This window comes from Fibrobacter sp. UWB5, assembly GCF_002210295.1.
In the GTDB taxonomy this organism is placed as follows: Bacteria; Fibrobacterota; Fibrobacteria; order Fibrobacterales; family Fibrobacteraceae; genus Fibrobacter.
Genome location: NZ_MWQH01000002.1, coordinates 396,508 through 410,900 on the forward strand (window position 1 = coordinate 396,508; position 14,393 = coordinate 410,900).

A 14,393-nucleotide genomic window follows, 5' to 3' on the forward strand; every position below is an offset into this window, starting at 1 on the left:
GGCTGCAATCAGGGGGAGGCTTCCCCCTTTTATCATAGAAAGGATGTCCCCGCCTCCGGCGGGGAAGACATTTTCGGGCTGGAATGCACTTTTCTCTCGTCTCTCGTCTCTCGTCTCTCGTCTAAAATGCTACATTTCCCCCCGGAAACATTCTAATTAACAGAGGTTCAAAAAATGAATTATTTCAATTCTATCCCTATGCGTCGCCAACTCGAAGAAATTGGCCACTGCCGTTTCATGGAACATTCTGAATTCAGCCGTGGTGTTGAAGCCCTCAAGGGCAAGAAGATTGTGTTCGTCGGTTGCGGTGCCCAGGGTCTCCATCAGGGTCTTGACCTGCGCGATAGCGGCCTCGACGTCTCTTACACGCTCCGCAAGGAAGCCATCGAACAGAAGCGCCAGTCCTGGAAGAACGCTACTGAAAACGGCTTCAAGGTCGGTACCTACGAAGAAATGATTCCGGATGCAGACCTCGTTTGCAACCTCACACCGGACAAGCAGCACCACAACGTGATCCCGGCCATCATGAAGCTCATGAAGAAGGGCGCCGCCCTCTCTTACAGCCACGGCTTCAACATCGTGGAAGAAGGCCAGGAAATCCGCAAGGACATCACGGTGATCATGGTCGCCCCGAAGGGCCCGGGTTCCGAAGTCCGTAGCGAATATGTTCGCGGTTTCGGTATGCCCTGCCTTATCGCCGTGCACCCGGAAAACGACCCCGAAGGTAAGGGTTGGGACTACGCCAAGGCTTACGCCGCTGGCCTCCATGCCGACCGTCCGGGCGTTCTCGAAAGCTCTTTCGTTGCCGAAGTGAAGTCCGACCTCATGGGCGAACAGACCATCCTTTGCGGTATGCTCCAGACCGGCACCATCCTCTGCTACGACAAGATGGTGAAGGATTTCGGCGTTGAACCGGCTTACGCGGTCAAGCTGCTCCAGTACGGCTGGGAAACCATTTCCGAAGCCCTGAAGCACGGCGGCATCACCAACATGATGGACCGTCTCTCCAACCCGGCCAAGATCCGCGCCACGGAACTCGCCGAAAAGATGAAGAAGATCATGAAGCCGCTCTACTGCGAACACCAGGACAACATCATCTCTGGCAAGTTCTCCAGCACCATGATGGTGGACTGGGAAGCCGGCGACAAGGATTTGCTCAAGTGGCGTGCCGAAACGGGCGAACTCGAATTCGAAAAGGTCGAAGCTACCGACAAGGTCATCACCGAACAGGAATACTTCGACCGCGGCGTTCTCATGACCGCCATGATCAAGGCCGGTGTAGAACTCGCATTCGAAACCATGTGCTCCGTGGGCATCAAGCCGATGAGCGCCTACTACGAATCTCTCCACGAGACTCCGCTTATCGCCAACCTCATCGCTCGTAAGAAGTTGTACGAAATGAACCGCGTGATTAGCGACACCGCCGAATACGGTTGCTACCTGTTCGCCAACAAGTGCGTGCCTCTGCTCGCCGACTTCATGAAGAACGAAGTGAAGAAGGACGACATCGGCGCTATCTACGGCGAAGGCAAGACCACTGCTGTGGATAACGAAGAGCTCATCAAGGTGAACAAGAACATCCGTCAGCATCCGGTGGAAGAGGTCGGTGCTTGGCTGCGTGAACGCATGAGCGGCATGACCCGCGTCGTGTAACCTTCGCAATACGGCATCACGATTTGGCTCACGTACGTTTTAGTACGCTACGCCAAATCGTTCTTTGTCTTGCTCGGTTCCACTTAGCGGGATAAAGAGTGGTGCTACGGAGACTCGCGCCTTGTCTCGCTCGCTTATCCAACTTTCGTGGATTGTCTTGCTCGGTTCCACTTAGCGGGATAATTCAATTACATTTGTCAGGAAATTTGTTCAGCTCGTCGGAAACGGCGAGCTTTTTCTTTATTTTGGCTGATTTTATTTTTAGTCTAATCTATATTTAAGGCAGTGAACAAACTAAAGAGGAGAATATATGATGTTTGCAAAATTCATGATGCCTATGGCGTTGGTGTTGGCTGCGGGTTGTTATGCCGCGGATCAGGGAACAAAGGACGATCCGCTGACCATTGGGTCGGTGCAGGATCTGATGGAGTTCCGTAATGCCGTTTCGGATAGTGGCACTTACAAGGGCGTCAAGCTGAAGAACGCGGGCGAGGGCTTGCATTTCAAGCTGACTGCGGACTTGGACTTGAGTTCTGTTTGTGGTCGTGACGTGGGTAACTGGAAGGCAATCGGTCCGTTCGAAGGAAGTTTCGATGGAGATGGCCACAAGATTTCGAACTTGTATATCGATGATTCGCTGGGCTCGGTCAGGGATGCCGGTTTTATCGGTCCCGTGTTCAACAATGGCGACGATACCCTTTATTACAACAATGTGGTTTTCGAAAACGTCTACATCCGCCATTCGGGGCTCATTGGTACTTTTGTAACGCAGGTGGTGACGGGTCAGGCCGTTGTGCGGAACAACTCGGTTGAACTGACTTTCGAAACGGTCGACAACGATCAAGGGGCTCCTCAGTGGGGCGGCTTGATGGGTAACACCGTTGCGGAGTGGGTCGGCTTCTATGACAACAAGGTCAAGGGAACCATGAAGGTGGCGAATCAGCACCAGGCCGCGGTTGGTGGCATTATTGGTATCCTCGTGGATCCGGGTGCTATCGAAGGGAACGTGAACGAAGCGAATATTTCTGTCGAGGGCGACGTATATACTAATGTGGGTGGCATTGTCGGAGAACTTCTTGCTCCGTGTACATTCAAGGGCAATGTGAACAAGGGTAATATGTCGGCGAATGTTCCTACGCAATACGCCTTTGTGGGCGGCCTCGTTGGCGTGAATCCGTCGCTTATTTCCGAGAAGACTGTTGTCGGCAACTTTAATTATGGCAAGGTCGATGTTGCTGCGTCTTATGCGGCGGTGGGTGGACTTTTTGGCTATGTCTCCGGCAATACGAATACGACTCTTGACAGTTGCATTAACTACGGCGATGTCATTTATCACGGCGTAGATGTGCAGCAGATGGTGCAGGTGGGCGGCGTTGCCGGAATCTGGGAAGTGAAGCAGGCGAGCCGTGTCGAAAACAAGGGCAAGATTGTCGTTGAAAACGCGAAGGGACCTTTCGTGGGCGGTATCGCGGGCTATGTACGTCCGGAAGCCAAGAGCGCTGATCTGTTCAAGGCGGTGAACGAGGGCGATATCGAAATCAAGACTTCTGCGGATTCTGTCAATGGCTGGGTCTCGGGCCTTGTGGGTAGTACCGACCAGATTGAATACCTGCGTTTGGACAGCTGCGTAAACAAGGGCGACGTCTTGTTGCCGGAAGGCGCAAAGCCGAACATCCTTTTCTCGAAACCGCTTGCATCGACTTATAACAGCGATGTGAAGCTCATGGCCTCGACCAGCGTAAACGAAGGAAATGTGCCCGACATTGAACCCCGTATGGCTTTGGTGGCGCCGCGCCGTGCTGCCTTTGCCGTCCGTACAAGGAAAAAGGGGACGGGTAGTCTTTTGTTGGAGGTGACGGGGCTTACGCCTATGGAACTGGGCAGGGCCCGCGTCCAGGTACTTTCGCTGGATGGCCGCCGTTTGCCGGCTTCTGTGAAGCGTTCGGGGAATGTGTTTGAACTGGGCGTCCCTGCGGGGCAAAAGGTGGTTGTCCGCCTGTATTCGCCAAACGGAAACAAGACCCTGATTGTCCGATAACTATTGACTATATTTTAAGGTATGAATAAATCAGAATCTCGCAGCAAGCTTCGTGACGAAGTCTATACCCAGATGATGTGCGCGCAGGCGCGCCTCAGTAAAGATCAGAATACCCAGATGGGTGCCGTGCTTGTGTCGGCCGACGGTCGTGTAATCAGTACCGGCTACAACGGCGCTCCGGCTGGCTTTGATGACGAGACGGTGCCGTACACCCGCGAAAAGCAGTTGCTGGCTTACGATTTGTTGGATGCCGATTCGGGCGAGCTGTTGAGCCACCACGAGTTCGAGGCGAACAAGTACCCGTTCATGGTACATGCCGAAATCAACGCGCTGCACTATGCCCGCGGCAAGGTTCCTCCGGGATCCAAACTCTACGTGATCGGTTTCCCGTGTGAACGTTGCGCCCTGGACGTGAGCCTTTCGGGCGTTGCCGAAGTGTTCGTGACCAAGGACGATTACGACCCGAAGTCTACGCTGAACAACAGCCGCGACACGGCTTACTACATGTTTGCGCAGGCGGGAATTATCGTGACTCTGTGTGGCAAGCGCATTCGTCCGGTGGTTTCGAAGCCGAAAAAGTAGTTTTTATCACACACCGAAAAGTGTGGACATAAATTTTTGCTTAAATGTAGACTTTTTGGCGAAATATTTATTATATTGATAACCGGGAGTAATTTGCGCTCGGTTTTTTTTATGGATTTTTAATATGGTGAATCTTTTTGAATACTTGAACTACCGCGAATTCTTGCGTGACGCCTATGAAGAGCGCCATAAGGGTGACTGGCGTTTTAGTCATCGCTATATTGCCGACCGTGCCGGGTTCGATGCGTCGATGTTCAACAAGATTCTGCAGGGCAAGCGCAACTTGACCAGCCGTCTGGTTTCGGTGTTTGCCGATATCTTTTGCAATGATGACCGCGAAAAGGCCTACTTTGCCGACATGGTGGCGTTCAACCAGGCGAAGAACCATTCCGAAAGCCGTCAATACCTGGAAAAGCTGGTGGCCACCAAGGAATGCAAGGTCGAAAATGTGGCCAAGGACCAGTTCGAATACTTTGACCACTGGTACCATGCGGTGATTCGCGAACTGGTAACTTTTTACCCGTATGTGGGCGATGACGCGGCACTCGGCTTGATGGTGCGTCCGCCGATTACGGCCTCGCAGGTTAAGTCTTCGATTGCGTTGCTGGAACGCCTCTCGATGATCAAGAAGAATGAGACAACAGGATTTTACGAACAGACGCAGGGCCTGATTTCGAGCGGTTCGGAGTCGTTCAGTACGGCGGTCAACTCTTACATCCAGCAGAACTTGAATGTGGCCCAAGACGCCCTAGACCGTTTTGAACGCGGCGAACGCAATTTGTCGACGCTGGCCTTTGCTTGCGACGAGCCGACTTACAAGGAATTGGTCGAGATGGTGCGCCGCTTTAGGCGCGAAGTCTTGGCGAAGGTGGGACAGTGCGCAAAGCCCAATCGGGTATTCCAGCTCGGCATGCAGCTGTTTCCGCTTTCGGACCCGTATCCGCCTCCGCAGCGCCGCGGGCGCAAGCGCCGTATTCGCGGTATGGAAATGACGAACGGCGACGAATTAGAAGTTGCCGGTGATGATATCGCCGGTGAAAATGCCGAAGGGGGTGCGGACAAAGCTTAAGAGAAAATCTTTATATGCAGTTCTAGCTCCCGTGGTGGCGGGAATGCTTTGCAGTAGCTTTGTGGGCTGCTCTGAACGTCGCGATGTCGCGGGCGGTACCGAAGCCGAATCGACGATCGCGTTGCAGATTCAGTTGGCAAGCGGTAAGCCAGCCGCTTATAGCCGTGTGCGTGCGCTCCCGGAAGGTTTTTTACCCGAAGGCAACCGCGTGGTGCCTTGGCTCGAAACGAATGATTCGGGTTTTGTCAAGATTCCGATGGAACCGGGTTCTTACACGGTGGAGGCTCGCCATGTCGATGGAACAGTGGCAACAGGCGCTATCCGCAGCGTAGACTTGGAGAAAAAGTCGGCCGCTAGAATCGATACGGTCAAGCTCGGCGAACTTTCTTCGATCGAAGGCTACGTGATGCTCGGTGATTCGATGCCGGTGGTCCGTATTGCGGGCCTTGACCGCTACGTGATTCCGGACAGCACGGGGCACTTTGTGATTGACTCGCTCCCGGTGGGCGATTTTGACGTGCAAATCGGCGACCCGCAAGAGGTTTATTCGGCCAAGGTGCAGTCGACGACGGGCGATACCTTGTATGTAGACTGCTCTGATTCCACTTCAAGCATTAATGTGGTCAAGCCTAAGGAAACGGCAGCAAGTGAATATCCCGATGCCGACTGGAACGAACACGATGCCTTGATTAAGTTGGCCGACGGCTATGCTGTAGGCGTACTCGGTGCTGCGGGCGTTACCGATTCTGCGGGCAATATCAGCAAGCAGAAGGGCGAAGTCTGTATTGTGACCACAACCGAAGACTACATTATTGTCGAAGACACGACCAGTACGGATTCGGCGTCAACGACGGCGGTGATTGCACCGGGGTCGCTCCGTGAATGTGCCTATAAAGAAGGCCCGGTATGGGTGCTTTTCGAAAAAGACGGCACTTATAACCTGCAGGCTCCGCTCCGTTTGAAGTCCGACAAGACATTCGATGGCCGCGGTCGCGATATCCGCATTTCGGGCATGGGTGTGCTTACAGATGCTTCAAGCAACTTGATCTTTGAAAATCTGACCTTTACGGCGCCGTCTATTACAGCGCAAGATACGACCTCTCGCCGCGCCCTTTCAATCCATAACCGTACGCATCATGTGTGGGTGGACCATTGCACCTTCGAGGAATACCCGCTGGTGGAATTCGATGTGAAGCGCTGCTCGCATAATGTCACGATTTCTTGGTCTCGTTTTGAAAATGCTCAGACGGGAGTGCTGTTCGGACTTGCCGGCGATATCATTATGGATACTGCCCAAAGCCTGACAATGCATCACAATTACTTCGAGGGGCTCTCTCGCGACGGAATTCTTGCTCATGGAGGCAAACTTCATGCCTACAACAACTTCTTCTACTCTTTAGATTTGTCGGGCGTGGTATGTTCAGATTCCGCTACCTGCCTGATAGAAAAGAACATCTTCAATAACGAAATGCCCGTGACGCTATACCGCTGGTATTACGATGACGGTGCTCCGGTGGATTCTACGGTGGGCTTTGCCGACATGGAATCCAACTGGCATACCGCCGGCGGCGAAGATTTCATTACCGATGCTCGCGGCTACAAGCCCGACTACAAGTATACGGCTGATTCCGCCGATGCAGAGCTTGCTTTAAGAGTCAAGAAGCAAAGCGGAGCCCAGTAATTTTCTACTTTAGCGGTCATGAAAGAAAAACTCCCGGCTTTCCTGTTCATGCTTGCAATCCCGCTGTCGATTGTCCTCTACCTGAAGGTAGAGGCTGCTTCGGGGTCCGAAATGGTGGCGCTGCTTTCGGCGGTGGCCTGCTACTTGGTCGTTTTCTTCTTGCTCGCGCTGTTCTTCAATTCCCGCGCGAAAGATGCCGACGGCAAGGCGGTTTCGGCCTTGGATAACTTGTTTGCAGAAAAGAAGACAAAGGCCGAACTTGCCCGCGAACAAATCTTGCGCAAGCAAAAGGAACTGGAAGCTCAAAAAGCCTCCGAAAACAAACCGAATTCCTAATCGGCTCTTTGCAGACAAAATTATCTCCTTTAGCTATATTTGCGCCGTAAGGAGATTATATGAAGAAAATTGCCCTTTTCTTGGCTTGCGCGGTCGCCTTTGCCGGCGCCGCTGAACGTTACAAAGACCGCATGTTTGATGTCTCTGTCAAGAAAGATGTCACCTATGCTTCTAACGTTAAACACCTCAAGACACTCAATTCCATCTCGGCGGCGATTATTACGTATGCCGCTTTGAACGATGGCATGCCTGTCTACCTGTTTGATAACGAGACTGACCTTAAGGAAGTCAGTTTGAAGATGGATATTTACCAGCCGAAAAACGATACTGAAAAGAAACGCCCGGCTGTTTTGGTGATGCATGGCGGTGCCTTTGCGGCAGGCTCCAAGAACGATTATGACCAGCACACGGTGACTTATTGCGACTCTCTGGCTGCTCGTGGTTTTGTGACTGCGGCGGTGGAGTATCGCCTGGGGATTACGGCTGTCATCAAGGACAAGGCCCTCACCATCGATAGCCTCGATTTTTCGAGAACTGTGTACCGCGGAATCCAGGACGTCCGTGCCGCTGTCCGTTACTTTAGGGCAAACGCCGACGAACTGGGCATTGACCCGAATCGCATTTACCTGATTGGCAATAGCGCAGGCGCAATCCTTTCGCTCGAAAACATTTACATGGACAAGGAATCCGAAATTCCGCCGGCAGCAAAGAATGCTCCGGATTTGGGCGGACTCGATGCTTATGGTGTGCAGGGCTATGGTTCTCAGGCGAATGCCGTGGCGGCCTTGTGGGGCGCTGTGCATGATCCGAAAATTATCGAAGACGTGAAAAAGCCGGTTCTCTTGGTTCATGGTAAAGCCGACAGTACGGTCGTCTGGAAGACAGGACGCCCGCTGGGTAACATTGCCGCCGTTCTTGAAAACTTGATGCCTTCTATGGCTGCATCGGTGGGTGCGATGGCGTTCCATGTGGCGACCCCGACTCTTTACGGTAGTTATGTGATTGACTCGGTGCTTACGGCAAACAATGTGGAACATGACACCTACTTTGTCGAAGGCCAGCCGCATGAATTTTATGATTACGAAGATTACGATGTGAAGGTGCAAAAGAAGGTCTTTGATTTCCTTTATGACTTGACGCAGAAGCCTGCTAGCGCCGATCGTATTGTGGTGGCTTTGGTTAAGCCGTCTGCACTTCGCATGGGTGAAAACAACATGAGCTTTACGGTGTCGAAGGGAAACAACCTCGCTTACGCAGTGACGGATCTGCGCGGCCGTATCGTCAAGAACGGTGCAGTCTCTGCCGGTGAAACGGTTGATTTGAGCGACCTTGATCGCGGCGTGTACGTGCTCCGCGTCAAGGGTGAACGCCCCGTCCGTTTTGGCCTTTCCCGCTAAAAAACGCCAAATTCTAAACTTTCTAAAGCGCCCTTTCATTTCGGAGGGCGTTTTTCTATATTTGGGGTGGGGTGGCGGATGGCCGCCGGCGCAAGCTGGAGGAAAGTCCGGGCACCACAGGGCAGGATGCTGGATAACGTCCAGGCGTGGAAACACGACAGAAAGTGCAACAGAAAGTAAACCGCCGGCCGCAAGGCAGGTAAGGGTGAAATGGCGAGGTAAGAGCTCACCGCGCTCCTGGTGACAGGAGTGGCACGGTAAACCTCATCCGGTGCAAGACCAAGCAGAATTCCGTTCACGCAAGTGAACCTGGGGTGGCCCGCACCAGCTGGAATTCGGGTAGGTTGCTTGAGGCGGTCGGTAACGATTCGTCCAGAGAGATGGTCATCGCCTTCGCAAGAAGGTACAAAACCCGGCTTACAACTGCCCCTATTTGAAGGCTTCCGCTAACAGCGGAAGCCTTCTCCAACTAGGGCGGGCTTCGCCCTCCCTAATACCCTCCTTTCCCTTCGCGGGCAACCGCTAACAGCAGAGGCCTTCTCCTTTTACAGACCGCTCGGCTTTATTACAAATATGAAAATGTGATATCGCCTCGCTCTCGCACTCACGCCTTGTTTATACAAGGCGCTTGTTGCTCACGGAATAATTTTATCTTATATTTACTTTATAACGTACGGGAAATATTTTGAATAAAGACAAAATAAACAAGTTGATTTTACGCATCGGTGTGGTGATCGGTGTGATTGCTGTACTCATGGGGATTGCCCTTACGGTTGCCGTCTGGAACGAGGGCTATTACGTGGGCGCCATGATGATGATCGTGACGGGTGCAATCAGTATTTTTCTTGGAATGAAGGAATTGCTGCAACCGAGCGACCATGTCTTCCACTGGTTGCCGCTGTTCTATAAGATTGTGCGACGTTCCTTTTTCTTCTTGAACGTGGTCTTGATTGGGCTTGTCATTCTGACGGTTGCCCCGATGCTTGAATAATTTGTGCGGTTAATGCACGCCGTCTTCGTTGGCGGATTTCTTCTCGCTATACCAAAGCTGGATTTTTTCACGGGCTTCTTCGCTGAAGGAGTCCTTGTCTTTTAGAATGGTTTCGGCCATCTGCAAGGTTTGCGCGATGAGTTCCTGGTCGGCAATCCAGTCAAACCAACGGAATACCCAGCTGCCGCTCTGCTCGTTACCTTCCAGGTTGCCGGCGCCGCGGGTCTGCAGGTCGAGTTCTGCAATCTCGAAGCCGTCATCGGTGTGGCTGAATTGCGTGAGGCGTTCCAGCGAATTGGTGGCAGCTTCGCCATCGGGCAACATCAAGAAACACCAGGCCTGCTGATCTCCGCGACCGACTCGTCCGCGCAACTGGTGCAGCTGTGCTAAGCCAAAACGGTCGGGCTGGTCGATGGCCATGATGTTTGCTTCGGGCACATTCACGCCGACTTCGATTACCGTCGTTGCCACAAGAATATGGACTTCTCCGGCGGCGAATCGCTTTAAAATGCCGTCGCGCTGTTCTTCGTCCATTTGACCGTGAATGCCTTCTACCACGACGCTGGAATCAAAGGCGCGGAGTTCGTTGACGACGTCGTCTACGCTACGAGAGTTGCCTTCGTCATCGCTGCCGACGCGGCTTACAATCCAGTAGCACAAGTTTCCGCCCTTCGCCTCGCTGCAAATGAATTTCTTCATGTCGCCGCGCTTGTCGGGGCTTACAAGGCGCGTCTTCACGGGCTTTCGGCCTGCAGGCTTTTCTTTAATTGAAATCACTTGCAAGTCGCCGTACAAGGTCATGGCGAGGCTTCGCGGAATCGGGGTGGCGCTCATCACAAGCATATCGGGGTATTCGCCCTTCGAAAGCAAGGCTTCGCGCTGGTTCACGCCAAAGCGGTGCTGTTCGTCGATAATCACGAACCCGAGTTTTGCAAAAGTCACATCTTTCGAAAACAGCGCATGCGTTCCGATGACAGCTTGGCAAAGCCCCATCTGGAGTTCGCCCAGAATCTGGCGCTTCTCGGCGGCGGGGGTCGCCCCAACTAAAAGTTGAATGCGCATTCCTGCGGCCTCGAAGAACGGTTTCATCTGCTTGAAGTGCTGCCTGGCCAAAATGTCGGTCGGCACCATCAATGCGCATTGCTCGCCAGCGCCGCATACGGCCAGCATGGCGAGCAGGGCGACCACCGTCTTGCCACAGCCCACATCGCCTTGCAATAGGGCGTGAAATTGCTTTTTGCCGTTCAGGCCGTCGATAATGCGGTTCAGCGCCGCGTCCTGCCCGCCGGTCAAGTTGAACGGCAAGCGCGACTTGGCGAGCATGACCTGGCCCAAGTCAATTTGCCTTTCGTGCCCGCGAACCTTCTGGTTCTCGCGTCGCTTTACCATGCGCAGGCAGAAGGGGAGCAGTTCCAAAACCTTGAGCTCCCGCTTGGCCTTGCGAATCGAATCGAAGTCGGCGGGCTTGTGCAGAATGCGCAAATCGTCTATGACGGGCTTGTAATGCAGGTAATCGGTGAGTTCCCTAGGGCAAATTCCCGAAAGCGTCAAAGCGGGAAAATGAAACACCACGCTGAACCAGTTACGAAGCGCCCTTTGCGTAATGCGGGCCTTGATCATCGCTTCGGTCATGGAATACACGGGCAGAATCTGGCCGCTGAACTGTTCGTCCTCGTCCATGGGCTGCATGTCGGGATGCGTCATCTGGAATCCGCGGTATTCGCCTACAACGCCTGTGGCGAGCCAGCGGGTTCCCGGCTTCAGTCGCCTGCTTTGGTACTGCGCGCCCTGAAAAAACGTAAGCGTCAATTCTCCGGTGCCGTCGGCCAGGGTCGCGACATAGCGGCTGCCTCGCCCGCGGATAATTCCGCCGCGCAAAATCTTTCCGATTACCACGACGCGGTCGCCGACGTGCAGGTTCCCGATAGCGGTCACCTTGGTCTGGTCCAGGTAGGTACGGGGAATATTGAATAGGAAATCGGCAAGCGAAACGATACCCGCAGACTTGAGAGCCTCGAGGCTCTTTGGACCCATCTTGGGGAGGTTACTTAAGTCCATGGCTTACTTTGCTTCGCTCTGGGCCTTTTCTTTTTGGGCCTGTTCAGCACGTTCGCGCGCCTTCACGCGGGCCGTCTTTCCGACAAGGTTCAGGTTCTTCCAGGTGAAGGGCTTGATCGGGTTGCCGTTTTCGTCAAGCATCTTGATACCCTTGGTATCGATGGCGCGTACGATTTCGTTCAGCTTGTTGACCAATTCGTTCACCTTGTCGACTGTTTCGGAAGAATACAGAATCTTGCTGTAAATGGGGTCCGCTTCGATATTGTTGATCAACTCGTTTGTTTTTGTGGCGCCTTCCGAAATCTGCTTCATGGCGTTTTCGGCAAGGGCGAGTTTTTCGTTAATGGTGCCGGTTACGGTTTCGATAGCGGAGTCGGCTTGGTTCGTCACCACGAGCAGGTTGCGGCTGGCAACGTCGGCCTGCTTGAACAGGTTGTTCAGTGCCGGCTGTAAAGTCTGGAGAGTCTTTTCGGTGTTCGAAAGAGCCACTTCGATATTGCGAATGACGTATTCCACCAAGTCGCTTGCTGAACGGTGCGTCGAGTCGCCATTTGTTACCAGGTACACAATCTGGCGGATCGTTTCGACCTGTTCGTTCACGTTTTCGATATAGCGCAACACTTCGGCAATACCCGGTTCGAAATGCCCCGTGTGAATGTAGCTTTCGGGGAGCACCTTGCCCGTCTTGGACGGAATGATTTCGAGCCTGCGCTGGCCCATGATCGCATGGTTGATGTTGTTGAACTGGGTGCCTTCGCGAATCACGATAGGCTCGTTGAACTTGATTTCAACGCGGGCGCGGTCGCCGAGCCATTGAACTTTGCCAATTGTTCCGACCGTATAGCCGCGGATCATCACCTGGTCTTCGGGCTGCAGGGAACCGAGCTCGTCGAAATCGACCTGAATAATGGATGATTCCTCATGATGGGCATCCCACATGGAATAGGCGATGAGGGCGAACAGCCCAAACAACGCTACCAGCGAAATGTAACCCAATGCGCGGTCGGAAATCTTCATGGCCGAGAATATAGTAAAAATCTCTCATCTCACGCTCCCTAGCACTCTTTCTATTTCGGTGATGTCGGTGATTCCGTCTTCGACTAGCTTCAGGGCGTTTTCCCGGAGGGTGCCGTCAACGTAATTGCCGTCGGGCGTTAGAATCTCGACCACCGCTTGGCGGCCCGAATAGGGGAGCGCTTGGGCCGGGCGGCAGCGTACCAGGCGCTGGGCCATAATGCCCAGGAGTGATTCTTGCAGGGCCGTGCGCGAAATGCCCAAATCTTCAAGGCGGGTGAATCCGGCTTTGGCAGAATTCGTGTGCAGGGTCGATACGACCAAGTGCCCCGTCTGTGCGGCGCGGAGGGCGATTTGCGCTGTCTCCTTGTCGCGGATTTCGCCGACCATGATCACGTCGGGGTCTTGGCGCAATATGGCCCGGAGCGCTACGGCAAACGTGAACCCGCATTTTTCGTTCACTTGCACCTGAGCCACCCCTTCCAGCGGATACTCCACCGGGTCTTCGATCGTCGTCACGTTGATTTGCCTATGCGCGATTTCTTGCAAACCGGCGTGGAGTGTCGTTGTCTTTCCGGATCCAGTCGGCCCTGTTACCAGGAACAATCCCTGCGGGCTATGGAACATCTCCCGCAAAAACTTGAGACTTGTTGGACTCAAACGCAGTGATTCCAGCTTTGTGTATGGTTCGCTTTCAAGGCGTGAAAACGCAATCGGGCTACCCGCCGTCGGTAAAATCCGGAGCACCGCTTTTTCGCCTCCTTGTACGGGGAGCGTGCTCACACGAATGTTGGCGCTATGGCGGAACCCGCTAAAGGTAAACGAGCCGTCATGCGGAATTCTTTTGTCTGTAATGTCAATCTCCGAAAGAATCTTGAGTCGGACTAAAACCGGTTCGCCAATCCATAAAGGCAAACTCTTGTAGTCGTTCAGCAATCCGTCTTGCCGCAACCGTACGCGGAATGCCTGCGGTAAGGGCTCCAAGTGAATGTCGGTGGCCTTCAAGTCTATGGCCTGTTCAATCAGGCTGTCAACCAGATTCACAATCGGTTCCGATTCCCAAGAAGCGTTTTGCGCATTCTCGGGCTTTAATAAGTCATCGTCAAAATTCTCGGAATCGAGGCTCAACAACTGATGAATCTCTGCCTTGCTCTTGATGCAGGCTTGCACGGGTGCGCCAAGCTCCGTTCGCACCTTCTGAAGCAAAAAGTCATCGCTGTCGTTCGTCACGGCAACACTCAATTCGCCGAGTAAGGCAACCTCGTGCTCGCGACACCATTTCGTAGAAAGAATGCGTTCCATATCGCGAAAATAAAAAACATTCCCGCGTAAGCGTGCAACACATTGTTTGCAAGTTTTTTTGCCGGGCAGAATCTGTGAGCCCTAAGCGACTCGTCTGAACGAGTCGTGTGGGCGAGAGCGAGGCGAAGTCACATTCTTGTTTAAACGATAGAGCCGAGCGGTCTTTGGTAAGCCGAACGGTATTAAAAAGTCCCGACTCTAGTGAGTCGGGACTTACTTGTAAGAACGAAAACCACCAGCTAGGCTGGTGGTTCTAAAGAAGCCTTCTGGCG

General features: G+C 53.3%; 11 protein-coding genes and 1 other RNA gene. 9 read left to right on the forward strand and 3 right to left on the reverse strand.

Annotation, left to right across the window (positions count from 1 at the left end; genetic code table 11):
• Window positions 1–174 precede the first annotated feature (174 nt).
• The 9 genes from ilvC to B7989_RS06170 all read left to right on the forward strand — a co-directional run bounded on the left by ilvC (window position 175) and on the right by B7989_RS06170 (window position 9,747).
• Window positions 175–1,653 (forward strand): ketol-acid reductoisomerase, encoded by a 1,479-nt coding sequence (gene ilvC / locus B7989_RS06130; protein ID WP_088627664.1) that lies wholly within the window; start codon window positions 175–177, stop codon window positions 1,651–1,653.
• Between the two features lie 310 nt (window positions 1,654–1,963).
• On the forward strand, window positions 1,964–3,691 hold the full coding sequence (locus tag B7989_RS06135) for a hypothetical protein (protein ID WP_088627665.1): 1,728 nt from the start codon (window positions 1,964–1,966) through the stop codon (window positions 3,689–3,691).
• A gap of 21 nt (window positions 3,692–3,712) precedes the next feature.
• The gene (locus B7989_RS06140) at window positions 3,713–4,273 is read left to right on the forward strand and encodes a deaminase (protein WP_088627666.1); all 561 of its coding nucleotides are present in this window, start codon (window positions 3,713–3,715) and stop codon (window positions 4,271–4,273) included.
• 124 nt (window positions 4,274–4,397) lie between these two features.
• A complete protein-coding gene (locus B7989_RS06145; RefSeq protein WP_088627667.1) occupies window positions 4,398–5,342 on the forward strand; it encodes a TIGR02147 family protein in 945 nt (314 codons plus the stop codon).
• A 43-nt stretch (window positions 5,343–5,385) separates the two neighbouring features.
• Window positions 5,386–7,023, forward strand: a complete 1,638-nt coding sequence (locus B7989_RS06150) for a right-handed parallel beta-helix repeat-containing protein (RefSeq protein ID WP_158212872.1) — start codon at window positions 5,386–5,388, stop codon at window positions 7,021–7,023.
• Window positions 7,024–7,041: 18 nt separating this feature from the next.
• Window positions 7,042–7,359 (forward strand): hypothetical protein, encoded by a 318-nt coding sequence (locus B7989_RS06155; protein WP_088627669.1) that lies wholly within the window; start codon window positions 7,042–7,044, stop codon window positions 7,357–7,359.
• Window positions 7,360–7,418: 59 nt separating this feature from the next.
• Window positions 7,419–8,756: a carboxylesterase family protein gene (locus tag B7989_RS06160; RefSeq protein WP_088627670.1), complete on the forward strand. Its 1,338-nt coding sequence runs from the start codon at window positions 7,419–7,421 to the stop codon at window positions 8,754–8,756.
• A gap of 66 nt (window positions 8,757–8,822) precedes the next feature.
• Window positions 8,823–9,192: RNase P RNA component class A (gene rnpB, locus B7989_RS06165), an RNA gene on the forward strand.
• Window positions 9,193–9,441: 249 nt separating this feature from the next.
• Complete coding sequence (locus B7989_RS06170; RefSeq protein ID WP_088627671.1) at window positions 9,442–9,747, forward strand: hypothetical protein; 306 nt, start codon at window positions 9,442–9,444, stop codon at window positions 9,745–9,747.
• A gap of 9 nt (window positions 9,748–9,756) precedes the next feature.
• On the opposite strand, the gene B7989_RS06175 is transcribed toward B7989_RS06170, so the two are convergent.
• From B7989_RS06175 to B7989_RS06185, 3 genes are read right to left on the reverse strand one after another with little or no spacing between them, the layout of a single operon-like run.
• Window positions 9,757–11,805, reverse strand: coding sequence for an ATP-dependent DNA helicase RecG (locus B7989_RS06175; RefSeq protein WP_088627672.1), 2,049 nt, complete (start codon window positions 11,803–11,805; stop codon window positions 9,757–9,759).
• A gap of 3 nt (window positions 11,806–11,808) precedes the next feature.
• The gene (locus tag B7989_RS06180) at window positions 11,809–12,822 is read right to left on the reverse strand and encodes an MlaD family protein (RefSeq protein ID WP_088627673.1); all 1,014 of its coding nucleotides are present in this window, start codon (window positions 12,820–12,822) and stop codon (window positions 11,809–11,811) included.
• A gap of 24 nt (window positions 12,823–12,846) precedes the next feature.
• Window positions 12,847–14,121, reverse strand: a complete 1,275-nt coding sequence (locus tag B7989_RS06185) for a GspE/PulE family protein (protein WP_088627674.1) — start codon at window positions 14,119–14,121, stop codon at window positions 12,847–12,849.
• Between the last annotated feature and the right edge of the window lie 272 nt (window positions 14,122–14,393).

Coding starts and splice junctions, on each gene's coding strand:
- ilvC (WP_088627664.1), top strand. CDS start 175: ATGAATTATTTCAATTCTATCCCTATGCGTCGCCAACTCGAAGAAATT.
- B7989_RS06135 (WP_088627665.1), top strand. CDS start 1,964: ATGATGTTTGCAAAATTCATGATGCCTATGGCGTTGGTGTTGGCTGCG.
- B7989_RS06140 (WP_088627666.1), top strand. CDS start 3,713: ATGAATAAATCAGAATCTCGCAGCAAGCTTCGTGACGAAGTCTATACC.
- B7989_RS06145 (WP_088627667.1), top strand. CDS start 4,398: ATGGTGAATCTTTTTGAATACTTGAACTACCGCGAATTCTTGCGTGAC.
- B7989_RS06150 (WP_158212872.1), top strand. CDS start 5,386: ATGCTTTGCAGTAGCTTTGTGGGCTGCTCTGAACGTCGCGATGTCGCG.
- B7989_RS06155 (WP_088627669.1), top strand. CDS start 7,042: ATGAAAGAAAAACTCCCGGCTTTCCTGTTCATGCTTGCAATCCCGCTG.
- B7989_RS06160 (WP_088627670.1), top strand. CDS start 7,419: ATGAAGAAAATTGCCCTTTTCTTGGCTTGCGCGGTCGCCTTTGCCGGC.
- B7989_RS06175 (WP_088627672.1), bottom strand. CDS start 11,805: ATGGACTTAAGTAACCTCCCCAAGATGGGTCCAAAGAGCCTCGAGGCT.
- B7989_RS06180 (WP_088627673.1), bottom strand. CDS start 12,822: ATGAAGATTTCCGACCGCGCATTGGGTTACATTTCGCTGGTAGCGTTG.
- B7989_RS06185 (WP_088627674.1), bottom strand. CDS start 14,121: ATGGAACGCATTCTTTCTACGAAATGGTGTCGCGAGCACGAGGTTGCC.